18 protein-coding genes are annotated in these 18,043 nt (G+C 62.7%); 13 read left to right on the top strand and 5 right to left on the bottom strand.

Annotation, left to right across the window (positions count from 1 at the left end; genetic code table 11):
* Window position 1: 1 nt before the first annotated feature.
* From NKI72_RS09385 to NKI72_RS09365, 5 genes are read left to right on the top strand one after another with little or no spacing between them, the layout of a single operon-like run.
* On the top strand, window positions 2-412 hold the full coding sequence (locus NKI72_RS09385) for a hypothetical protein (protein WP_352469486.1): 411 nt from the start codon (window positions 2-4) through the stop codon (window positions 410-412).
* Entirely contained in the window at window positions 412-708 is a 297-nt protein-coding gene (locus NKI72_RS09380; RefSeq protein WP_023675338.1) for a sarcosine oxidase subunit delta, read from the top strand. Before NKI72_RS09385 ends, NKI72_RS09380 begins: the two co-directional genes overlap by 1 nt.
* Window positions 705-3,698 (top strand): sarcosine oxidase subunit alpha, encoded by a 2,994-nt coding sequence (locus NKI72_RS09375; RefSeq protein ID WP_352832498.1) that lies wholly within the window; start codon window positions 705-707, stop codon window positions 3,696-3,698. The genes NKI72_RS09380 and NKI72_RS09375 overlap by 4 nt, the downstream gene beginning before the upstream one ends.
* Window positions 3,691-4,269: a sarcosine oxidase subunit gamma gene (locus NKI72_RS09370; RefSeq protein WP_352539384.1), complete on the top strand. Its 579-nt coding sequence runs from the start codon at window positions 3,691-3,693 to the stop codon at window positions 4,267-4,269. The genes NKI72_RS09375 and NKI72_RS09370 overlap by 8 nt, the downstream gene beginning before the upstream one ends.
* A gap of 53 nt (window positions 4,270-4,322) precedes the next feature.
* Window positions 4,323-4,547: a hypothetical protein gene (locus tag NKI72_RS09365; protein ID WP_023675341.1), complete on the top strand. Its 225-nt coding sequence runs from the start codon at window positions 4,323-4,325 to the stop codon at window positions 4,545-4,547.
* A 101-nt stretch (window positions 4,548-4,648) separates the two neighbouring features.
* Here the strand turns inward: NKI72_RS09365 and NKI72_RS09360 are convergent, their stop codons facing one another.
* Together NKI72_RS09360 and NKI72_RS09355 are read right to left on the bottom strand one after the other, a co-directional pair.
* Window positions 4,649-4,888, bottom strand: coding sequence for a DUF680 domain-containing protein (locus NKI72_RS09360; protein ID WP_352469490.1), 240 nt, complete (start codon window positions 4,886-4,888; stop codon window positions 4,649-4,651).
* Window positions 4,889-5,065: 177 nt separating this feature from the next.
* A complete protein-coding gene (locus NKI72_RS09355) occupies window positions 5,066-5,707 on the bottom strand; it encodes a TetR/AcrR family transcriptional regulator (protein ID WP_352850072.1) in 642 nt (213 codons plus the stop codon).
* 189 nt (window positions 5,708-5,896) lie between these two features.
* Between NKI72_RS09355 and NKI72_RS09350 the strand changes: the two genes are divergently transcribed.
* On the top strand, window positions 5,897-6,598 hold the full coding sequence (locus tag NKI72_RS09350; RefSeq protein WP_352469493.1) for a hypothetical protein: 702 nt from the start codon (window positions 5,897-5,899) through the stop codon (window positions 6,596-6,598).
* A gap of 41 nt (window positions 6,599-6,639) precedes the next feature.
* On the opposite strand, the gene NKI72_RS09345 is transcribed toward NKI72_RS09350, so the two are convergent.
* From NKI72_RS09345 to NKI72_RS09335, 3 genes are all read right to left on the bottom strand, one after another.
* The gene (locus NKI72_RS09345; protein WP_031211357.1) at window positions 6,640-7,134 is read right to left on the bottom strand and encodes a MaoC family dehydratase; all 495 of its coding nucleotides are present in this window, start codon (window positions 7,132-7,134) and stop codon (window positions 6,640-6,642) included.
* Window positions 7,135-7,172: 38 nt separating this feature from the next.
* The gene (locus NKI72_RS09340) at window positions 7,173-7,988 is read right to left on the bottom strand and encodes an SDR family oxidoreductase (protein ID WP_352832493.1); all 816 of its coding nucleotides are present in this window, start codon (window positions 7,986-7,988) and stop codon (window positions 7,173-7,175) included.
* A 506-nt stretch (window positions 7,989-8,494) separates the two neighbouring features.
* Window positions 8,495-9,322 (bottom strand): MurR/RpiR family transcriptional regulator, encoded by an 828-nt coding sequence (locus NKI72_RS09335; protein WP_352832490.1) that lies wholly within the window; start codon window positions 9,320-9,322, stop codon window positions 8,495-8,497.
* A 146-nt stretch (window positions 9,323-9,468) separates the two neighbouring features.
* On the opposite strand from NKI72_RS09335, the gene NKI72_RS09330 reads away from it, so the two are divergent.
* From NKI72_RS09330 to NKI72_RS09300, 7 genes are all read left to right on the top strand, one after another.
* Window positions 9,469-10,293, top strand: coding sequence for an N-formylglutamate amidohydrolase (locus NKI72_RS09330; protein ID WP_352818212.1), 825 nt, complete (start codon window positions 9,469-9,471; stop codon window positions 10,291-10,293).
* 22 nt (window positions 10,294-10,315) lie between these two features.
* The gene (locus NKI72_RS09325; RefSeq protein WP_352850070.1) at window positions 10,316-11,878 is read left to right on the top strand and encodes an amino acid permease; all 1,563 of its coding nucleotides are present in this window, start codon (window positions 10,316-10,318) and stop codon (window positions 11,876-11,878) included.
* Window positions 11,879-11,978: 100 nt separating this feature from the next.
* Window positions 11,979-13,349: a glutamine synthetase family protein gene (locus NKI72_RS09320; protein ID WP_352850069.1), complete on the top strand. Its 1,371-nt coding sequence runs from the start codon at window positions 11,979-11,981 to the stop codon at window positions 13,347-13,349.
* A gap of 180 nt (window positions 13,350-13,529) precedes the next feature.
* Window positions 13,530-14,918, top strand: coding sequence for an aldehyde dehydrogenase family protein (locus NKI72_RS09315; RefSeq protein WP_352612942.1), 1,389 nt, complete (start codon window positions 13,530-13,532; stop codon window positions 14,916-14,918).
* 42 nt (window positions 14,919-14,960) lie between these two features.
* Window positions 14,961-15,446, top strand: coding sequence for a DUF2569 domain-containing protein (locus tag NKI72_RS09310; RefSeq protein ID WP_352767095.1), 486 nt, complete (start codon window positions 14,961-14,963; stop codon window positions 15,444-15,446).
* Window positions 15,447-15,484: 38 nt separating this feature from the next.
* Entirely contained in the window at window positions 15,485-16,657 is a 1,173-nt protein-coding gene (locus NKI72_RS09305; RefSeq protein WP_352612939.1) for an iron-containing alcohol dehydrogenase, read from the top strand.
* A gap of 242 nt (window positions 16,658-16,899) precedes the next feature.
* On the top strand, window positions 16,900-18,006 hold the full coding sequence (locus tag NKI72_RS09300) for an ABC transporter substrate-binding protein (RefSeq protein WP_352539376.1): 1,107 nt from the start codon (window positions 16,900-16,902) through the stop codon (window positions 18,004-18,006).
* Window positions 18,007-18,043 lie beyond the last annotated feature (37 nt).

Genomic DNA, 18,043 nt, shown 5'->3' with positions numbered 1-18,043 from the left:
AATGACTCGCAAGACTCACACCATGCTTTTCGGATTGGCCCTCGTGGGCGTCACGGTGCTCTTCATGCTGTTGGTGGTCAGGGAGATTTTGGTTCGAATAGTCGGGTATGAGGCTAACGGGGTCGATCCGGTCATGTTGGCCATGTTTGTAGTTGTGGGCGTACTTACTTTTTTCTGCGTGTGGGCGTTTGCCATACCGAAAATACTCAAAAACGCGTTTCTGAATATCGGTTCCCCAAGAACCTTCTCTGGACCACGAACGCAAGCTGATGTCGATCGAGCCAAAGTGAATTTGCGCGCGGTAGGATTGCTCGTCGAAGACCGCCCTGCCGAAGAAAATGTTGTGACCAATCGTGGCAGACATGACGGCTCTGCACATGATGGGTCGACCAAATCCAAGAAAGTCGATTGATGCTTCTCATCCGCTGCCCCTATTGCGAGGAAGAGCGTCCGGAGCTCGAATTCCGCAACGCCGGCGAGGCGCATATCGCGCGTTCCCCAAACATCGCCAGCGAGAGCGACGACGATTTTGAAAAGTTCTTCTTCATCCGCTCAAACCCCAAGGGGATCATCTATGAGCGCTGGCGGCACATGCATGGCTGCGCGCGGTTCTTCAACGCCGTGCGCGACACCGTCAGCGACAGGTTCCTGATGACCTACAAGGCCGGCGAGCCGAAGCCCGTAAAGCTGCCGGGAGCCGCCAAATGAGCGCCACGTTCCGCATTGCCGGCGCCGGGCGGCTCAAACAGGCAAAGATAGCTGGCTTCAGCTTCGACGGCCGCCCCTATACCGGCATCGAGGGCGATACGTTGGCCTCGGCGCTGCTTGCAAACGGCGTCCATCTCGTCGGCCGCTCGTTCAAGTACCACCGGCCGCGCGGCTTGCTGTCGGCCGGCGCCGAAGAGCCGAACGCGCTGGTCGAGATCAAGCGCGACGCGGCACGCAAGACGCCGAACGTCCGAGCTACGGTGCAGGAGCTCTATGACGGACTGACCGCACAGTCACAGAACCGCTGGCCATCGCTCGCTTTCGACATCGGTGCGGTCAGCAGCATCGCCTCGCCGATGCTTTCGGCCGGCTTCTACTACAAGACCTTCATGTGGCCGAAGGCCGCGTGGAAAAACCTCTACGAGCCCAAGATCCGCGCCGCTGCCGGTCTCGGCGTCGCTCCTGACCAGCCGGATCCCGACCACTATTCGGCGCGCTTCGCCCATTGCGAGGTGCTGGTGCTTGGCGGCGGTGCCGCGGGCATCGCCGCAGCATTGGCCGCGGCCGAGACCGGCGCGCGCGTTATCCTTGCCGACGAGCAGGCGGAATTCGGCGGCAGCCTGCGCTTCGAGAGCGGCGCGAAGATCGAAGGCCAGGACGGCTTTTCCTGGGCGCAATCGGCTCTCGCCAAGTTGAGCGCGATGGACAATGTCCGCGTGCTGCCGCGTACCACGGCCTTCGGCTATTACGCGCAGAATTTCGTCGGGCTGGTCGAGCGCGTCAGCGACCATCTGCAGAACCCCGGCCGCGACCTGCCGCGCGAGCGGCTGTGGCAGGTTCGCGCTAAACGCGTGGTACTGGCGACCGGCGCCATCGAGCGCCACATGGTGTTTGCCGACAACGACCGGCCGGGCATCATGCTGGCGTCGGCGGCGCGCACCTATCTCAACCATTACGGCGTCGCCGTCGGCAGGAATATCGGCGTCTATACGGCGAACGATTCCGCCTATGCGGCGGCGATCGACCTGAAAAAGGCCGGCATCAACGTGGCGGCGATCGTCGACCTGCGCGACAACCCGACCGGGCCGGCGATCGACGAGGCGAGGGCGCTCGGCATCGAGGTCAATTTCGGCCGCGCGGTGATCCGCGCCGGCGGCAAATTGCGGGTGTCGTCGATGACCGTGCAGCCGAAGAATGGCGGCGGCGAGCGCACCATCCCGGTTGACGCGATTCTGATGTCGGCCGGCTGGACGCCATCGGTGCATCTGTTCTCGCAATCGCGCGGCAAGGTCGCCTTCAATGACGAGACCAAGCGCTTCGTGCCCGGAATTTATGCGCAGGACTGCGTCTCGGTCGGCGCCTGCAACGGTACCGACGGGCTGTCGGCGACGATCGACGAGGCCTATGCAGCGGGCGCCAAGGCGGCCAAGGACGCCGGCAGCAGGCCGGCCAAGGGCTCCAAGCCGAAGGTCGACGCCGGCGAGAGCTGGTCGCGCGGCATGCTGGGTGCAGCACCCGGTGCCGGATCGGATACGACGGTCAAGGCCTTTGTCGACTTCCAGAACGACGTCACCGCCAAGGACATCCGCCAGGCAGTGCATGAGGGCATGCGCTCGATCGAGCACGTCAAGCGCTTCACCACCAATGGCATGGCGACCGACCAGGGCAAGACCTCCAACATGCACGGCCTGGCGATTGCCGCCGAGACGTTGGGCAAGCCGATCCCGCAGGTCGGGCTGACGACGTTCCGCGCGCCCTATACGCCGGTGACATTCGGCTCGATCGTCGGCCACGCGCGGGGTCCCCTGTTCGACCCGACCCGCAAGACGGCGATCCATCCCTGGGCCGAGCGCCAGGGCGCTGTATTCGAGGATGTCGGCCAGTGGAAGCGCGCCTGGTATTTCCCGAAGCCGGGCGAGGACATACATGCCGCCGTCGACCGCGAATGCGTGACGGTGCGCAAGACGGCCGGCCTGTTTGACGCCTCGACGCTGGGCAAGATCGAGGTGGTCGGGCCGGATGCGGCCAAATTCATGGAACTGCTCTACACCAATCCATGGGAGAAGCTCGAGCCCGGCCGCTGCCGGTACGGCATCATGCTGCGCGAGGACGGCTTCATCTATGACGACGGTGTCGTCGGCAGGCTTGCACCCGACCGTTTCCATGTGACGACGACGACGGGCGGCGCGCCGCGGGTCATGAACCATATGGAAGACTATCTCCAGACCGAGTTCCCGCATCTCAACGTCTGGCTGACCTCGATCACCGAGCAGTGGGCGGTGATTGCCGTGCAGGGACCGAAGTCTCGCGACATCATTGCGCCGCTGGTCGAGGGCATCGACATGTCGGATGAGGCGCTGCCGCATATGTCGGTGCGCGAAGGCAGGATCTGCGGCGTGCCGACAAGGCTGTTTCGCATGTCGTTCAGCGGTGAGCGCGGCTTCGAGGTCAACGTGCCGGCCGATTATGGCGAGGCGGTCTGGGAAGCGCTATGGGCCGAGGGCCAGAAGCACGGAGCCTGTGCCTACGGCACCGAGTCGATGCATGTGCTGCGCGCCGAAAAGGGCTACATCATCGTCGGCCAGGATACCGACGGGACGGTGACGCCGAACGATGCCGGGCTCGACTGGGCCGTCGGCAAGAAGAAGACCGATTTCGTCGGCATTCGCGGCATGGCGCGGCCGGACCTGGTCGCCAAGGGCCGCAAGCAGCTTGTCGGCCTGAAGACCAGGGATCCCAAGGTGGTGCTGGAGGAGGGCGCGCAGATCGTCGCGGACCCGAAGCAGGCAATCCCGATGAAGATGATTGGCCATGTCACCTCGAGCTATTGGTCGCAAAATTGCGGCCGCTCGATCGCGCTGGGGCTGGTCGCCGGCGGCCGCGATCGCACGGGCGAGACGCTCTATGTGCCGATGCCGGACGGGATGATCGAGGTGGAGGTCACCGGCATGGTGTTCTTCGACGAGAAGGGGGAGCGCCTCAATGGCTAAAGCCGCTTTGAAAACCGACGCCGCCGGACCCTCAGTCGAACGCCGTCCAGCTCTCGCCGGCCAGTCGCTTTCCGCCGCCGGCGTTACACTTGCCGTGCTGCCGCCGGCCGAGCGCATATCGCTGCGCGCGCCGGAAGCCTCGATTGCGGCACTTTCGAAAGCGCTCGGCGTCGTCCTGCCGCAAAGGCCGAAAACCTCGGCGGCAAAGGCCGGACGCACGGCCTTGTGGCTCGGGCCGGACGAATGGCTGGTCATCGACGAGAGCGGAAAAGATCCGCTCGCCGACTGCGCCAGCATTTCCGTACTGCATTCGGCGGTCGGCATCTCGCACCGCAACGTCGCCATATCGGTTACCGGTCCGGCTGCCGCGGCGACGATCAATGCCGGCTGCCCGCAGGATCTGTCGCTCGACGTCTTTCCGGTCGGGGCGGCGTCGCGTACCATTCTCGGCAAGGTCGAAATCGTGCTGTTGCGCACGGCGGCCGACGCGTTCCGCGTCGAATGCTGGCGTTCCTTTTCCGATTATGTCTTTACTTTTCTGTCGGAGGCGGCGCGCGACGCGGCAGCATAGGCATGTTCGCCGCGCCCGCCCGTTCTGCGACAGCGAGCCGAGGGAGAACGCAAATGCCGCCGAACTCCGCGCCGAAGTCGCCGGTCAAGACGCCGGCCGTGCGCTCTTTCGAAGACGAGCAGCGCACTGGGACGGATATCGAAGAGGAACTCGAGGAAGGCCTCGAGGATACATTCCCGGCCAGCGATCCGGTATCGATCACCGGAACGGCCATTCCCGGCGCACCGGCAAGACCCGGCAAGCCCAAAAGCGTGGTGGGACAGAAGCGCAAGAAGTGATCTGCGCGGGGTGACAAAAAGCAGGGCTGAGGCAGCACGATGGGCGGCCGGTAATTGCTGCCGCCCTTTCGGTTCATCACCGCGTGTTGTCGCCCGTCGGCTCAGAAGCTGCTTGGCACGATCCACGGGTCGATGCCGATGCCGAGCCTCGGGCCCTTGCTGCCGGCCTTGTGGGCCGCGGCGTCCGCCTTTTCAAGCGATCCGGTCGGCGCGCAATCGAGCTTCACATCAGCCTTGGTGTCGATGCAGGCCGCTTCTTGCTTGCCTGTCTGACTGCTGCCGGCAAATGCGGCGCTAGAGAGCGCCAGCAGGGCGGCGAGCGTGAGGATTGCCTTCTTCATCGTCGGTCTCCGGTTCAGCTATTGAATTTCTCGTACTTGTACGGTATTGCGTACAGATACGCCCTGGACTCCCGATGTTCAAGCAGAATCGTACGCGTACGGAGAATTGCCGAACGCTCGGCGCTGTGGCGCGGATCGTTCGGAGAAGATCCTGCAGATCGGGAGGAGCGCCGCTCTTCAGCAGTTGACGGGCGGCGTGAGCGGCGCAATCTCGTGCGCGGCGATGGCTTCGAGCATGATGTCGCCGATCCGTGTGATGAACGTCGTCTGGTCGCCGAACGGGTAGAACGGGAAGGTGATCAGCAGCGAGATGGCGCCGTGGCCGACCGCCCACAGCATGGTGGCGATGGCGCGTGGATCGCCTTTGAGCCTGCCGGCGGCAACGCAGGCTTCGACCCTCTCGATCAGCACTTTCATCGCCGGGTTGCCGCCTTCCATCTCGGCAAAGGTCTTGCCGGTCGGCGGCTTGACTTTTTCGGTCATGAAGACGGTGCGGTACTCGTTGGGATTTTCCAGCCCGAAGGCGGCGTATTCGACAAGCACCGCCTTGAGCGCCTCGATCGGGTCGTCGGCCGTATGATTTGCGATGCGCCTGGCCAGGGTCTCGAAGGCATCCTCGGCCAGCGCGAACAGGATGTCCTGCTTGTCGGCGAAATAGGAATAGACCGACATCGGCGCATAGCCGACGCGCTTGGCGAGCTTGCGGATGGTGAGGCCGTCATAGCCTTCTTCCTGGACAAGCTTGCGCGCGGCGTCGACAAGTTCGGAACGCAGTTCGGCCTTTTGTTTTTCGCGGCGCTCCTGGACGCTTAGCTGCAACTTTCTACTGCCTTATGACTGATGCTGGATGCAGCATATATACGCTGTACGGCGTCGGGCAAGGGCGGTGTGAAGCAGAGGCTTGACCTCACAAAACGATGTAACCAGGCAATAAAGCCGGCAACATCGGACTGTTACAGACAAAGACTAATTCGCGGCTCTGCAAAAATTTCGTTTCGGGAGGCCGTTATGACCGGAACTGAGCTTTCGTCCGGCGTGCCGGACGTGGACCCGCTTTCTCATCGCGCCAGGATGGCGCTCAGGCGCGTCGTCATGGTCGCATGGCTGGCGATCGCGCTCGGCTTCGCCATGGAAGCTCTCATTCTGACCGTCAGATTTGCGGCAGGTGCCTACCCGGCGACGACGCAGGTTCTGATCGAACTGGCGCAAGGCGTGACCTGGTCGTTCTTCGTCTGCGCGGGCGTCAGCCTCGGCACGGCGCTCACCAAGGTGCGAGCCTCGCTCGGTGGCCTGATCGGTGCGATTTCGGCGCCACTGGCGATGGGCATCGCCAAAGGGACGCAAAAGGTTATGGTCAGCGCGCTGGACGCGGCGGCAAAGCCGGCCATCCTGTCGCTCACGACGCTCGGTGTGCTGCGGGCGATCGAATACGGGCTGCTCGGCTGGGCACTGGCGTCGCTGGCATCGAAGGAAGAACCGCGTCCGCTCCATTTCGCGCTGGCAGGCGCCCTGATAGGCGCGGTATTCGGCGGCGGCATCACGGTGCTGACCATCGAGACGGCCGCGGCGAACGACGCTGCTCTCGCAATGCCGCAGGCGATCGCAACCGGCCTCAACGAGATCGTGTTCCCAATCGGTTGTTCACTGGTCGTCTACATTGCGCTGCAGGTCAGCCGCCACATGAAGTACGTCGCGGCCGAAGCCAAATAGATTTGGCACAGATAGATTCGGGCTTCTCAGCCCGACGAGAGTCAGACCGCTTCCGGCTGGCGTTCGATCAGCGTCAGCGTCAGCCAGCGCGCGGTCAGCGCCGGTTTCTTCGAGCCCTCGATCTCGATCGTCACGTCGTGCGCCGTCTGCACCCACCCCGACGGCCTGACCTTGACGTCGGCCAGCACGAAACGGGTGCGGATGCGCGAGCCGGTCTTCACCGGCGCCAGGAAGCGCAGCGAATCGAAGCCATGATTGACGCCCATCTTGCTGTTTTCCAGCGGCGGCATGGTTTCGAAGGTCATCGCCGACAACAGCGAAAGCGACAGGAAGCCATGCGCGATGGTGCCGCCGAACGGTGTTTCGCGGCTGGCGCGTTCCGGATCGCAATGGATGAACTGATGGTCGTCGGTGGCATCGGCGAACTGGTCGATCATGCGCTGGGTGACGACCCGCCATGGCGACACGCCGACTTCCTTGCCGACGTTGGCCAGAAGCACATCGAGACTGATCGGTTCCACGCTGATGTCCTCCATCTTCACCCCCGGCATTTCGTTGCCGGATGGCGTGCGTCTCATTCCTTGAACAATGTCAGCCCGTGTTGCACCGACTGCCCGCCATCGATCGGCAGGATGGCGCCGGTGACATAGCTGCCGGCCCGGCTGCACAAATAGAGCGTTGCGCCGGCAATGTCATCCGGTGCGCCGATGCGGCCGATCGGAACGTGGTTGCCGATGTGTCTTGCCTGGTCCTCGGTGCCGGTGGCGAAGGCCGTCATCCGGCTCTGGAAAGGGCCAGGCGCAAAGGCGTTGACGGTGATGCGGCGGGCGGCGAACTCGATTGCCAGGATGCGCGTCAGGTGGTGAACCGCGGCCTTCGAGGCCGAGTAGGAGTAGGCATCTTCGGCCAACGGCTGCGTGCCCATCACCGATCCGAGGTTGATCACCCGGGCCGGGTCGGCATCGCCGGCGGCCGCCTCGAGCAGAGGCAGCAATTCGCGCGTCAGGTGGAAGACCGCGCTGACGTTGACGCCGAACACCTTGGCCCAGGCATGGTAGGGAAAGCTTTCCAGCGGCGCGCCCCAGGAGATGCCGGCATTGTTGACCAGGATATGCAGCCGCTCGGTCCGCGCCCTGACCTCGGCCACAAGCGCCGCAATGCCGGCCTCGCTGGAGACGTCGCCGGCAAAACCTTCCGCCCGGCCGGATGCGCCAAGTCCGTTCAACTCGCCGGCAACCTTGGCGCAGTCCTCGCCCTTGCGCGAGGCAATCATCACCGAGGCGCCGGCCATGACCAGAGCGGTCGCCGCCATGCGGCCGATGCCGGTCGCGGCGCCGGTGACCAGCGCCGTCTTGCCGGCGACTGAGAACAGCTCGTCCAGATAGCTCATCGAATTCCTCCGCGCAGTTCACCGCGCTTTGGTTCAAGGAAGCGGCTTCACGTCGACAAGGTTAGCCGGACTTCGATCATGCTTGCCATGGGTAAAGTAGCTGGAGTGGGGCACGCTTAGCGGCTGAATGGTTAAGCCCGAAATGCAAGGTGGTCATTCGGCCGTGACATGGGTCGGATGAATGATGCGGCCGTGCCCGTTAGCGAGCACCTTGGTAAGCGGTTCATTTCGCACGTGAACCAGTCGTCATTACTCCTCCGCCCAAGCCGCAGGCGGGTCTTGAGGAGTTGGGAGGTGGCCGAGCAGTGGGGCGGGACTGATATTCGCAGTCGTGGACGGGGACTATGCTGTCGGGGGGGAAGCCATGGGTAAGAAACAACGCACCGTCCTGCTGGCAGCGGTGGTTGCGACTGTCTTTGGCGTCCTTTTGCTGATCCTGATCCTGCAGATGATCAGTTTTCTAGTGGACTAGACCGAAGCGAAAGGCGTGCCTTTCCGGAGGAGCTCTACCGCAGGCTTTCCAGTTCGCGGATGCGTTTGGCGCCGTCGGCTTCGAGCTGCCTTGTGACCGCGCCGATCAGGGCTTCGGCAACGACGAAAAGCGCGGCGGATGAGTCCCAGGCCGAAGGCACGGCGGTGCGCCCGGCGATGACATGGCGGGCGAAGCGGGCGATCGGCGACAGCCACTGGTCGGTAAACAGCACGATCTGCACGCCGCGCTGGTTGGCCGTCTCGGCGAAACGGACCAAGCTGTCCTGGTAGCGCCTGATGTCGAAGATCACCAGCACGTCGCGCTTGCCCATGTCGATCAGTCGGTCGCGCCAGACGCTTTCCTGCCCGCCGAGGTGAAAAACGTTGGGCTGGATGATGGCGAGGTGGGCGGCCATGTAGCGCGCCAGCGGGTCGGTGAAGCGGCCGCCGATCAGGAATGTCTTGCCGCGCCGGTCGGCTAGCTTGGCGACGATGTCGGCAAGCTGTTTGTCCGAGAGATGCCGGAATGTCTCGCGCATGTTGTCGAGCGTCGCCTCCAGCATTGGCGAGACGGCGCTGGCGCCCTGCGATGGCGGATTGAGGGTGCGCGAAGCCGGCGACTGCAATTGCGCCGCCAGTTCGTCTTGCAGCGCCGACTGGAATTCCGGATAGTTCTGGAAGCCGAGCCGGGCGACGAAACGCAGGATCGTCGGCGATGATACGCCGGCCGTAGCCGAGAATTCGGCGACTGTCTTCAGCCCGATCAGCGGATAGCTGGCGATCAGCGCTTGCGCTGCGCGCCGCTCGCCGGCCGGCATGGTGCCGATACGGTCGGAGATCAGTTCGGCAATGCTCGAAACCATGCTTTTTCCCCACCCTGGCCGTGCCGTTAGCGCATTATCGAAATCGCGTTTGACAAAGCCGGCCAAACTGTATGAAATCATCCGCAGGGACGCAATGAGGCAAAATACGTAACATACGATACAGCGCTCCCCGGGGACAGCAGACAATGGAGACAGCACGGCCCGCCAGCCTTGCATCGCCTGAAACCGTAAGGGTGACGAACCCCGGCGGATCAAGCCCTTTCGTGCTGACCTGCGACCACGCCTCCAATTTCCTTCCACCGGAATTCGGAACGCTCGGCCTTGCCGCCGAGGAACTTTCCCGCCACATCGCCTGGGATCCCGGCGCCTTGCCGGTGGCGCGCCGCATGGCCGAGGCGCTCGATGCGACGCTGGTCGAGACCTGCATCTCGCGGCTCGTCATCGACTGCAACCGGCCGCTCGACGCGCCGGACCTGATAGTGACGGTCAGCGCCAGCGAAAAAACCGTGGTCCCGGCCAACCAGGGACTTTCGGCCGACCAGCGGGAGGCGCGCATCGCGCTGGCGTGGCGACCGTTTCACGAGCGGATCGCAACGGTCATCGACGAGCGCCTGGCGGCCGGGCGGGAGACCAGGCTGGTCTCGATCCATTCCTTCACGCCGCTCTACAAAGGCAAAAGCCGGCCCTGGCACATCGGCATCATCCACGACGAGGATCGCCGGCTGGCGGCGCCGCTGATCGCGACACTGAAGCGGCTTGCCGGCGTCAGCGTCGGCGTCAACGAACCCTATTCGCCGGCCGACCGGGTCTATTTCACGCTGGAACGCCATGCGCGCTCGCGCGGGCTGCCCTGCGCAATGATTGAAATCCGCAACGACGAGATCGCCGGCGCGGCCGGGCAGCGGAAATGGGCGGATCTGCTCACCGGTATTTTTCTCAATCTGGAGCCCGAAGCGGCCAAGGACTCCAGACCAAGCGCAGTCGGAAAGTCAGTTCAATCGGCCAGCTAAGAAACCAAAAGGGGACTTTAAAATGGTAGCACCGGGTTACAGCGAAGTTGACAAGAAGGAGGACCTGAAAGTTCTCCACGGAATGGGCTATGCTCAGGAACTGTCGCGAAGCATGAGCCGCTTCTCGAATTTCGCGATCTCGTTCTCGATCATCTGCATCCTCTCAGGCGGCATCAATTCCTTCGCGCAAGCGACGTCGTCCATCGGTGGCGCCGGCGCTGGCATCGGCTGGATCGTCGGGTGCATGGTTTCGGGATTTTTCGCGCTCGCCATGGCCCAGATCGCCTCTGCATTTCCGACCGCCGGCGGCCTCTATCACTGGGCATCCATCCTAGGGAACCGTTTCACTGGCTGGCTCACCGCATGGCTCAATCTGCTCGGCCTGATCACCGTGCTCGGCGCCATCAACATCGGTACTGCTTTCTTCTTCGTCGGCACTTTCGGCGGAGCCTTCGGCATGACTGGCACGCCTGGTGAGATCGTCGGGTTTGTCGCCTTCATCACCATGTTGCAGGCGCTGCTCAATCATTTCGGCATCAAATTGACGGCTATGTTGACGGACGCCTCCGGCTTCCTGATCCTGGCAACGACAGCCGTGCTGATCGTCGCCTGCCTGATGTTTGCTCCAGCGATCGACATCACGCGGCTGTGGACGTTCACGAACTATTCGGGCGACGCGGGCGGCGGTGTTTTCCCGCAGTCCGATTCCATGACGTATCTCTTCCTGCTCTGCCTGCTGCTGCCGGTTTACACCATCACTGGCTATGACGCGTCGGCGCATACTTCGGAAGAAACGTTGAGGGCGGCGCACTCGGTTCCGCGGGCAATCGTTTCGTCCGTAGTCTGGTCGTCGCTGATCGGCTGGGTGATGCTGTGCGCGATCGTACTGGCGATTCCGGATCTGGCGGCCGGCGCCAAGCAGGGCTGGAGCGTGTTCTTCGCCACGATGGACGCGATCTTGCCGGCGTGGCTGAAGACACTGCTCTATCTGGGCATCCTGATCGCGCAGTTCCTCTGCGGTCTGGCAACGGTCACCTCTGCCTCGCGCATGCTTTTCGCCTTCTCGCGTGACGGCGGCATGCCGGTCGGCTCGGCCTCGCTAGCCAAGGTCAGCCCGACCTGGCGCACGCCGGTCAATGCGATTTGGACGGCTGCTGTGCTCGAGGTAATCTATGTCTTTCTTGCCCAGTTCATCTCGGTCGGCGGCACGAACATCTATACCATCGTCGTCAATTCGACATTGGTGTTCCTGTTTCTGTCCTTCATCATTCCGATCGTGCTCGGCATGATGGCTTTCGGAACGGAAAAATGGCCGAACCCCGGCCCATGGAACCTCGGCGCCGGCCTGTTCAAGCTGTTTTGCATCCTGTCGGTCATCGGCATGGCGATCATCTTCTACATCGCCATCCAGCCGCCGAACGACAAAGTGCTCTATATCACCTTGGGCTTCATTGTGCTGACCGCCGTGCTTTGGTTCGGTTTCGAGAACCGCCGCTTCCAGGGTCCGCCCATCGGCGACCAGATCGCAAAGCGCCAGGCGGCGATCAAGGCAGCCGAGATAGCTGTCGGCGAGGCCGGCGCCTGACGCTCTCTGATGAGCATGGCCGGCATCGTGCCGGCCATGGGTTTCCGTTTCCTTTTCAAAGTGACAAGCCCGAAACGACAAGCGCTGGAGTGCCAAAGGAATGGCCGGAAATTTCTCGTTCGATCAGTTGAAGCAAGCGGTCTCCGGCGGCGAGGTCGACACGGTGCTGGCCTGCATCGTCGACATGCAGGGGCGGCTCGCGGGAAAGCGGTTCCTGGCCCGCTATTTCGTCGATTCCGCGCATGACGAGACGCATGGCTGCAACTATCTCTTGGCCGCAGACATCGATATGGAACCGGTGCCCGGCTACAAGGCGGCGAGCTGGTCGAAGGGTTATGGCGATTTCGTCATGAAGCCGGACCTTGCGACGCTGCGGCGCGTTCCGTGGCTGGAGAAGACGGCGCTGGTGATCTGCGACGTGCTCGACCACCATACCCATGATGACCTGGCGCATTCGCCGCGCGCCATGCTGAAGAAGCAGGTCAAGCGGCTGCAGGATCGCGGCTTTATCGGCTATTTCGCTTCCGAGCTCGAATTCTATCTGTTCAGCGAAACCTACGATTCCGCCCGCAAGAAGCACTGGCAGGGCCTCGAGACGGCATCGCCCTATATCGGCGACTACCAGATCGGCATCACCACCAAGGAAGAAGGCGTGATGCGCCGGCTGCGCAACGAGATGGAGGCGGCCGGCATCCCGATCGAGAATTCGAAGGGCGAGTGGGGGCCAGGCCAGGAGGAGATCAATGTCCGCTACGCCGAGGCGCTCGACATGGCCGACCGCCACGTCATCCTGAAGAACGGCGCCAAGGAAATCGCCGAGTCCGAAGGCAAGGCGATCTCGTTCATGGCCAAGTACAATTACGGGCTCGCCGGCAATTCCAGCCACATCCATAATTCGCTGTGGAGCGCCGACGGGAAGACGCCGTTGTTCTACGACAAAAATGCCGAGTGGACGCTGTCGACGCTCGGCCAGCAATGGGCGGCCGGGCAGCTCAAATATGCCAAGGAATTCACCTGGTTCCTCGCGCCCTACATCAACTCTTACAAGCGCTTCCAGGCCGGCACCTTTGCGCCGACCAAGATCATGTGGAGCGAGGACAACCGCACCGCCGGTTTCCGTCTTTGCGGCGAGGGCACCAAGGGCATCCGCATGGAATGCCGCATCGGCGGCGCCGATTTGAACCCCTATCTGGCTTTCGCCGCGCTGATCGCGGCCGGGCTTGCCGGCATCGATGAAAAGCTTGAACTGCAGAAGCCCTTCGTCGGTGATGCCTACCAGGCCTCGCAGCTGCCTGAAATTCCAAAGACATTGCGCGACGCCACCGCGACGCTGGCGGAATCGAAAATGCTGAGGCAAGCGCTCGGCGACGATGTGCTGGAACATTACGTCCACACGGCACACTGGGAACAGTTCGAGTACGACCGCCGGATTACGGACTGGGAACTGCACAGGGGGTTCGAGCGGTATTGAATAATCTGGCAACGTTGGCGCCGCTCCTCACCCTCAGCCTCTCCCGTGAAGAACGGGGGAGAGGCGGCCCGGCGCTGAGCTTGTCCCTTCTCCCCGTCAGTATACGGGAAAAGGTGCCGGCAGGCGGATGAGGGGCGGCGCTAACCAACGACATTATTGTAGAATGCGAGGACCCAAGGCATGACCGAAACGGTCAAGATGAAATCCCCCGTCGACGGTTCGATCTATGCCGAACGGCCTCTTGCCACCGACCAGGCGATCGGTGCCGCGGTCGAACGTGCCAAGGCGGCGCAGGAGAAGTGGGCTGAGACGCCGGTCATCGAGCGCGGCAAATACATGCTTGCCATGCTGGAAGCGCTGGTCGCCATGACCGACGAGATCGTGCCGGAGATCGCCTGGCAGATGGGCCGGCCGGTGCGCTATGGCGGCGAGTTCGGCGGCGTCAGGGAACGCGTCAGCTACATGGTCGAGATCGCCGAGGCGGCCCTGAAGCCGGTCATGGCCTCCAATCCGAAGGACGGCTTTCGCCGCTATGTGAAGAAGGTGCCACTCGGCGTCGTCATGGTGATCGCGCCGTGGAACTATCCCTATCTCACCGCCGTCAACACCATCGTGCCGGCGCTGATGGCGGGCAGCGCTGTCATCCTCAAGCATGCGGCACAGACATTGTTGGTCGGCGAGCGGTTTCAGCAGGCGTTTGATAAGGCCGGCCTGCCCAAGGGCCTGTTCCAGAACCTCGTCCTGAACCACGCGCAGACCGAAAGGCTGCTCGGCTCCGGCAAGATCGACCATGTCAACTTCACCGGCTCGGTCGCCGGCGGCCGCGCCATCGAGAAGGCGGCGGCGGGCACCTTCATGACGCTCGGCCTCGAACTCGGCGGCAAGGATCCGGCCTATGTGCTGCCGGACGCAAAGATGGACCATGCCGTTGCCAATCTGGTCGACGGCGCTTTCTACAATTCCGGCCAGTGCTGCTGCGGCATCGAGCGCGTCTATGTGCATGAGACGGTCTACGATGAATTCGTCGAGGGCTTCATTGCCGAGACCAGGAACTACGTCGTCGGCAATCCGCTCGACCAGGCGACCACCATGGGGCCGATGGCGCAGGCGCGCTTCGCCGACCTGATCCGCGAGCAGAAGGCCGAGGCGTTGCGCAAGGGCGCCAAGGCGCACATCGATATGAAGGTGGCCAACGACAGGCAAGGTTCGCCCTATCTGGCGCCGGAAGTGCTGACCCAGGTCGACCACCAGATGAGCGTCATGCGCGAGGAAAGCTTTGGCCCGATCGTCGGCATCATGAAGGTGCGCAACGACGAGGAGGCGATCGCGCTGATGAACGACAGCCCCTATGGGCTGACGGCCTCGATCTGGACGCGCGACATTGAGCATGCGGCGGCGATCGGCGATCGTGTCGAGACCGGCACCGTGTTCATGAACCGCTGCGACTATCTCGACCCGGCGCTGGTCTGGACCGGCGTCAAGGACACCGGCAAGGGCGCGGCACTGTCGGCCATCGGCTACGACAATCTGACCAGGCCGAAATCATACCATCTGCGCGAGGTGATCTAAGGTGGCGATCGACAGGCATGCGATCGCTGTTGAGGGGGAGTAATGGCGGATACACAACAATCGGCGCTGCCAGATGGTGAGGGTCCCGAGGGTATCGGCGGATGGCTTGTCCTGCCGATGCTCGGGTTGATGCTCACGCCGATACTGGGGTTGGTACAACTGCACAATACCGACTATCTCGGCTTCGACTGGCAGGCCTTCAGTTTTTCTCAAGGTGCGCTGCTCGTTGCCGAACTGGTGACAGCAGGCGTTCTAAGCCTTACAGCCCCGGTCCTGTTATTGTTCTTCATGTTCAAGCGCTGGGAGATATTCCCGGGCTGGTACATGATTTGGGCAGTCGCGATGCCGGTATATGCCATCCTCGACCCATGGGCCGCGCATCTGGTTTTTCGCGAGAGCTTTCCAACCTTGGCTGATGCGTTCGACAGCGAAACGATGCGCGGAATTTACCGTTCCGTCTGGGCCGCAGCCATCTGGATTCCGTACATGATGCGGTCAGACCGTGTGGCCAATACCTTTGTGAATTGACGACATCCGAGAGCACGAAAGCAGTCAAGAAGGTCGAAATGACAAAACTCGTTTCCAAATGGAATTACCCGACGACCGTCCGCTTCGGCGCCGGACGCATCAAGGAGCTGCCGGAGGTGCTGGCGGCGACCGGCATCAAGCGGCCGCTGTTCGTCACCGATCCGGGACTGGCCAGGCTGCCGGTGGTGGCCTCGACGCTGAAGATCCTCGACGACGCCACGGTGCCCTATGGCGTATTTTCCGAGGTCAAGCCGAACCCGGTGGATTCCAACCTGACCGCCGGCATTGCCGTGTTCAAGAAGGGCAAGCATGACGGCGTCATTGCCTTTGGCGGCGGCTCGGCGCTCGACCTCGGCAAGCTGATCGCCTTCCAGGCCGGGCAGACACGGCCGGTCTGGGATTTCGAGGACGTCGGCGACTGGTGGACACGCGCCGATGCCGATGCGATCGCGCCGATCATCGCCGTGCCGACCACCGCCGGCACCGGCTCGGAAGTCGGCCGCGCCGGCGTCATCACCAATGAAGCGACCCATACCAAGAAGGTCATCTTCCATCCAAAGCTCTTGCCGGCGATCGTCATTGCCGATCCGGAGCTGTCGGTCGGGATGCCGGGCTTCATCACCGCCGGCACCGGCATGGATGCGCTCGCTCACTGTCTCGAAGCCTATTGCGCGCCGGGCTATCACCCAATGGCCGACGGCATCGCCGTGGAAGGCATAAGGCTGGTCTTCGAAAACCTGCCGAAAGCCTATGCCAACGGCAAGGATCTGGTCGCCCGCGCCAACATGATGAGCGCCGCTGCCATGGGAGCGGCCGCCTTCCAGAAAGGGCTTGGAGCGATTCATTCGCTGTCGCATCCGATCGGCGCGCTCTACGATAGCCACCACGGCATGACCAACGCCGTGTTCATGCCCTACGTGCTGGCCTTCAACCGCGAGGCGATCGAGCCGCGCATCGCCCGGCTTGCCGCCTATTGCGGCATCAAGGGCGGCTTCGACGGTTTTGCCAAGGCGATCATCAAGCTGCGCAAGGAGCTCAAGGTGCCGCATGCGCTGCCCGGCCTGATCAAGGGGCTCGACATGGACAAGAAGCGTAAGGGCCTGATTGCCGACATGGCGGTGGTCGATCCGACCGCCGGCGGCAACCCGGTCAAGCTGACCAAGAAGGCGGCGCTGACGCTGCTCGAAAACGCCATCGCCGGCACCGTCTGAGACAATTTTCGCATCGGAAATCGACTTGAGAAAAGAGGCAAAGGAAAGGGGGAAAGATGAAAGGCAAGATCGAAACTAGTTAGCCGGAAAAAGAATCGCGAAGCGATTGCTACAGCCGGTTAAAAAGAGTTTACTTTTTCATACTGCGGGGCATCGCTTTCACAAAGCTTTCATCTGGCTGTCACACGAAAACGATACCGCATCGCAGGCGTCCAACGGCGTCAGTTCAACGGAGAGAACACATGTTCAAATTCACGGGAAAACTGCTTTCCCTTTCGGCCGTCGCCCTGATGGCGACCTCTGCCATCTCGTCGGCCCAGTCCATGGATGAACTGGTCGCCGCAGCCAAAGCTGAAGGCCAGCTCACCACCATCGCGCTGCCGCATGACTGGTGCGGCTACGGCGCGGTCATCGACGGCTTCAAGGCAAAATATCCGGGGATCACCGTCAACGAGCTCAACCCCGATGCCGGCTCCGGCGACGAGGTCGAGGCGATCAAGGCCAACAAGGACAACAAGGGCCCGCAAGCGCCCGACGTCATCGACGTCGGCCTGAGCTTCGGCCCGACCGCCAAGAAGGATGGCCTGATCCAGGCTTATAAAGTATCAACCTGGGACTCGATCCCGGACAGCGCCAAGGATGCCGAAGGCTTTTGGACCGGCGACTATTACGGCGTGCTTTCGTTTCTGGTGAACAAGGACCTGGTCAAGGAAGCGCCGGCCGACTGGGCCGACTTGCTGAAGCCGGAATTCGCCAATACCGTGGCGCTCGCCGGCGACCCGCGTGCTTCGAACCAGGCCATCCAGGCAGTCTATGCCGCCGGGCTTTCCGGCGGTGCGGCTGCCGGCGAAGCCGCCGGCACGGCTGGTCTCGACTTCTTCAAGAAGCTCAACGCCGCCGGCAATTTCGTGCCGGTCATCGGCAAGCCCGCGACGCTTGCTCAAGGCCAGACGCCAATCCTGGTAACCTGGGATTACAACGCGCTTGCCGGCCGTGATACGCTGAAGGGCAATCCGCCGGTCGACGTCGTCGTGCCGAAGACCGGTGTCGTCGCCGGCGTCTATGTTCAGGCGATCAGCGCCTATGCGCCGCACCCGAATGCTGCCAAGCTGTGGCTGGAATATCTCTATTCCGACGAAGGCCAGGTCGGCTGGCTGAAGGGCTATTGTCACCCGATCCGCTTCAACGACCTCGCCAAGAATGGCAAGCTCCCGGCTGACGTGATGGCCAAGCTGCCGCCGGCCGAGTCCTATGCAGCCGCGGTGTTCCCGACGCTCGACGAGCAGGGCAAGGCCAAGGAAGCCATCACCAAGAACTGGGATGCCGTCGTCGGCGCCAACGTCAAGTAAGACTTGAGATCAGCCGGGCGGCTTAGATGGCCGCCCG

The sequence above is a fragment of the Mesorhizobium sp. M0437 genome (assembly GCF_040321335.1).
Classification (GTDB): Bacteria; Pseudomonadota; Alphaproteobacteria; order Rhizobiales; family Rhizobiaceae; genus Mesorhizobium.
The sequence above is the reverse complement of the archived record's forward strand: the minus strand, read 5'-3'. Positions and strand labels throughout refer to the sequence as shown.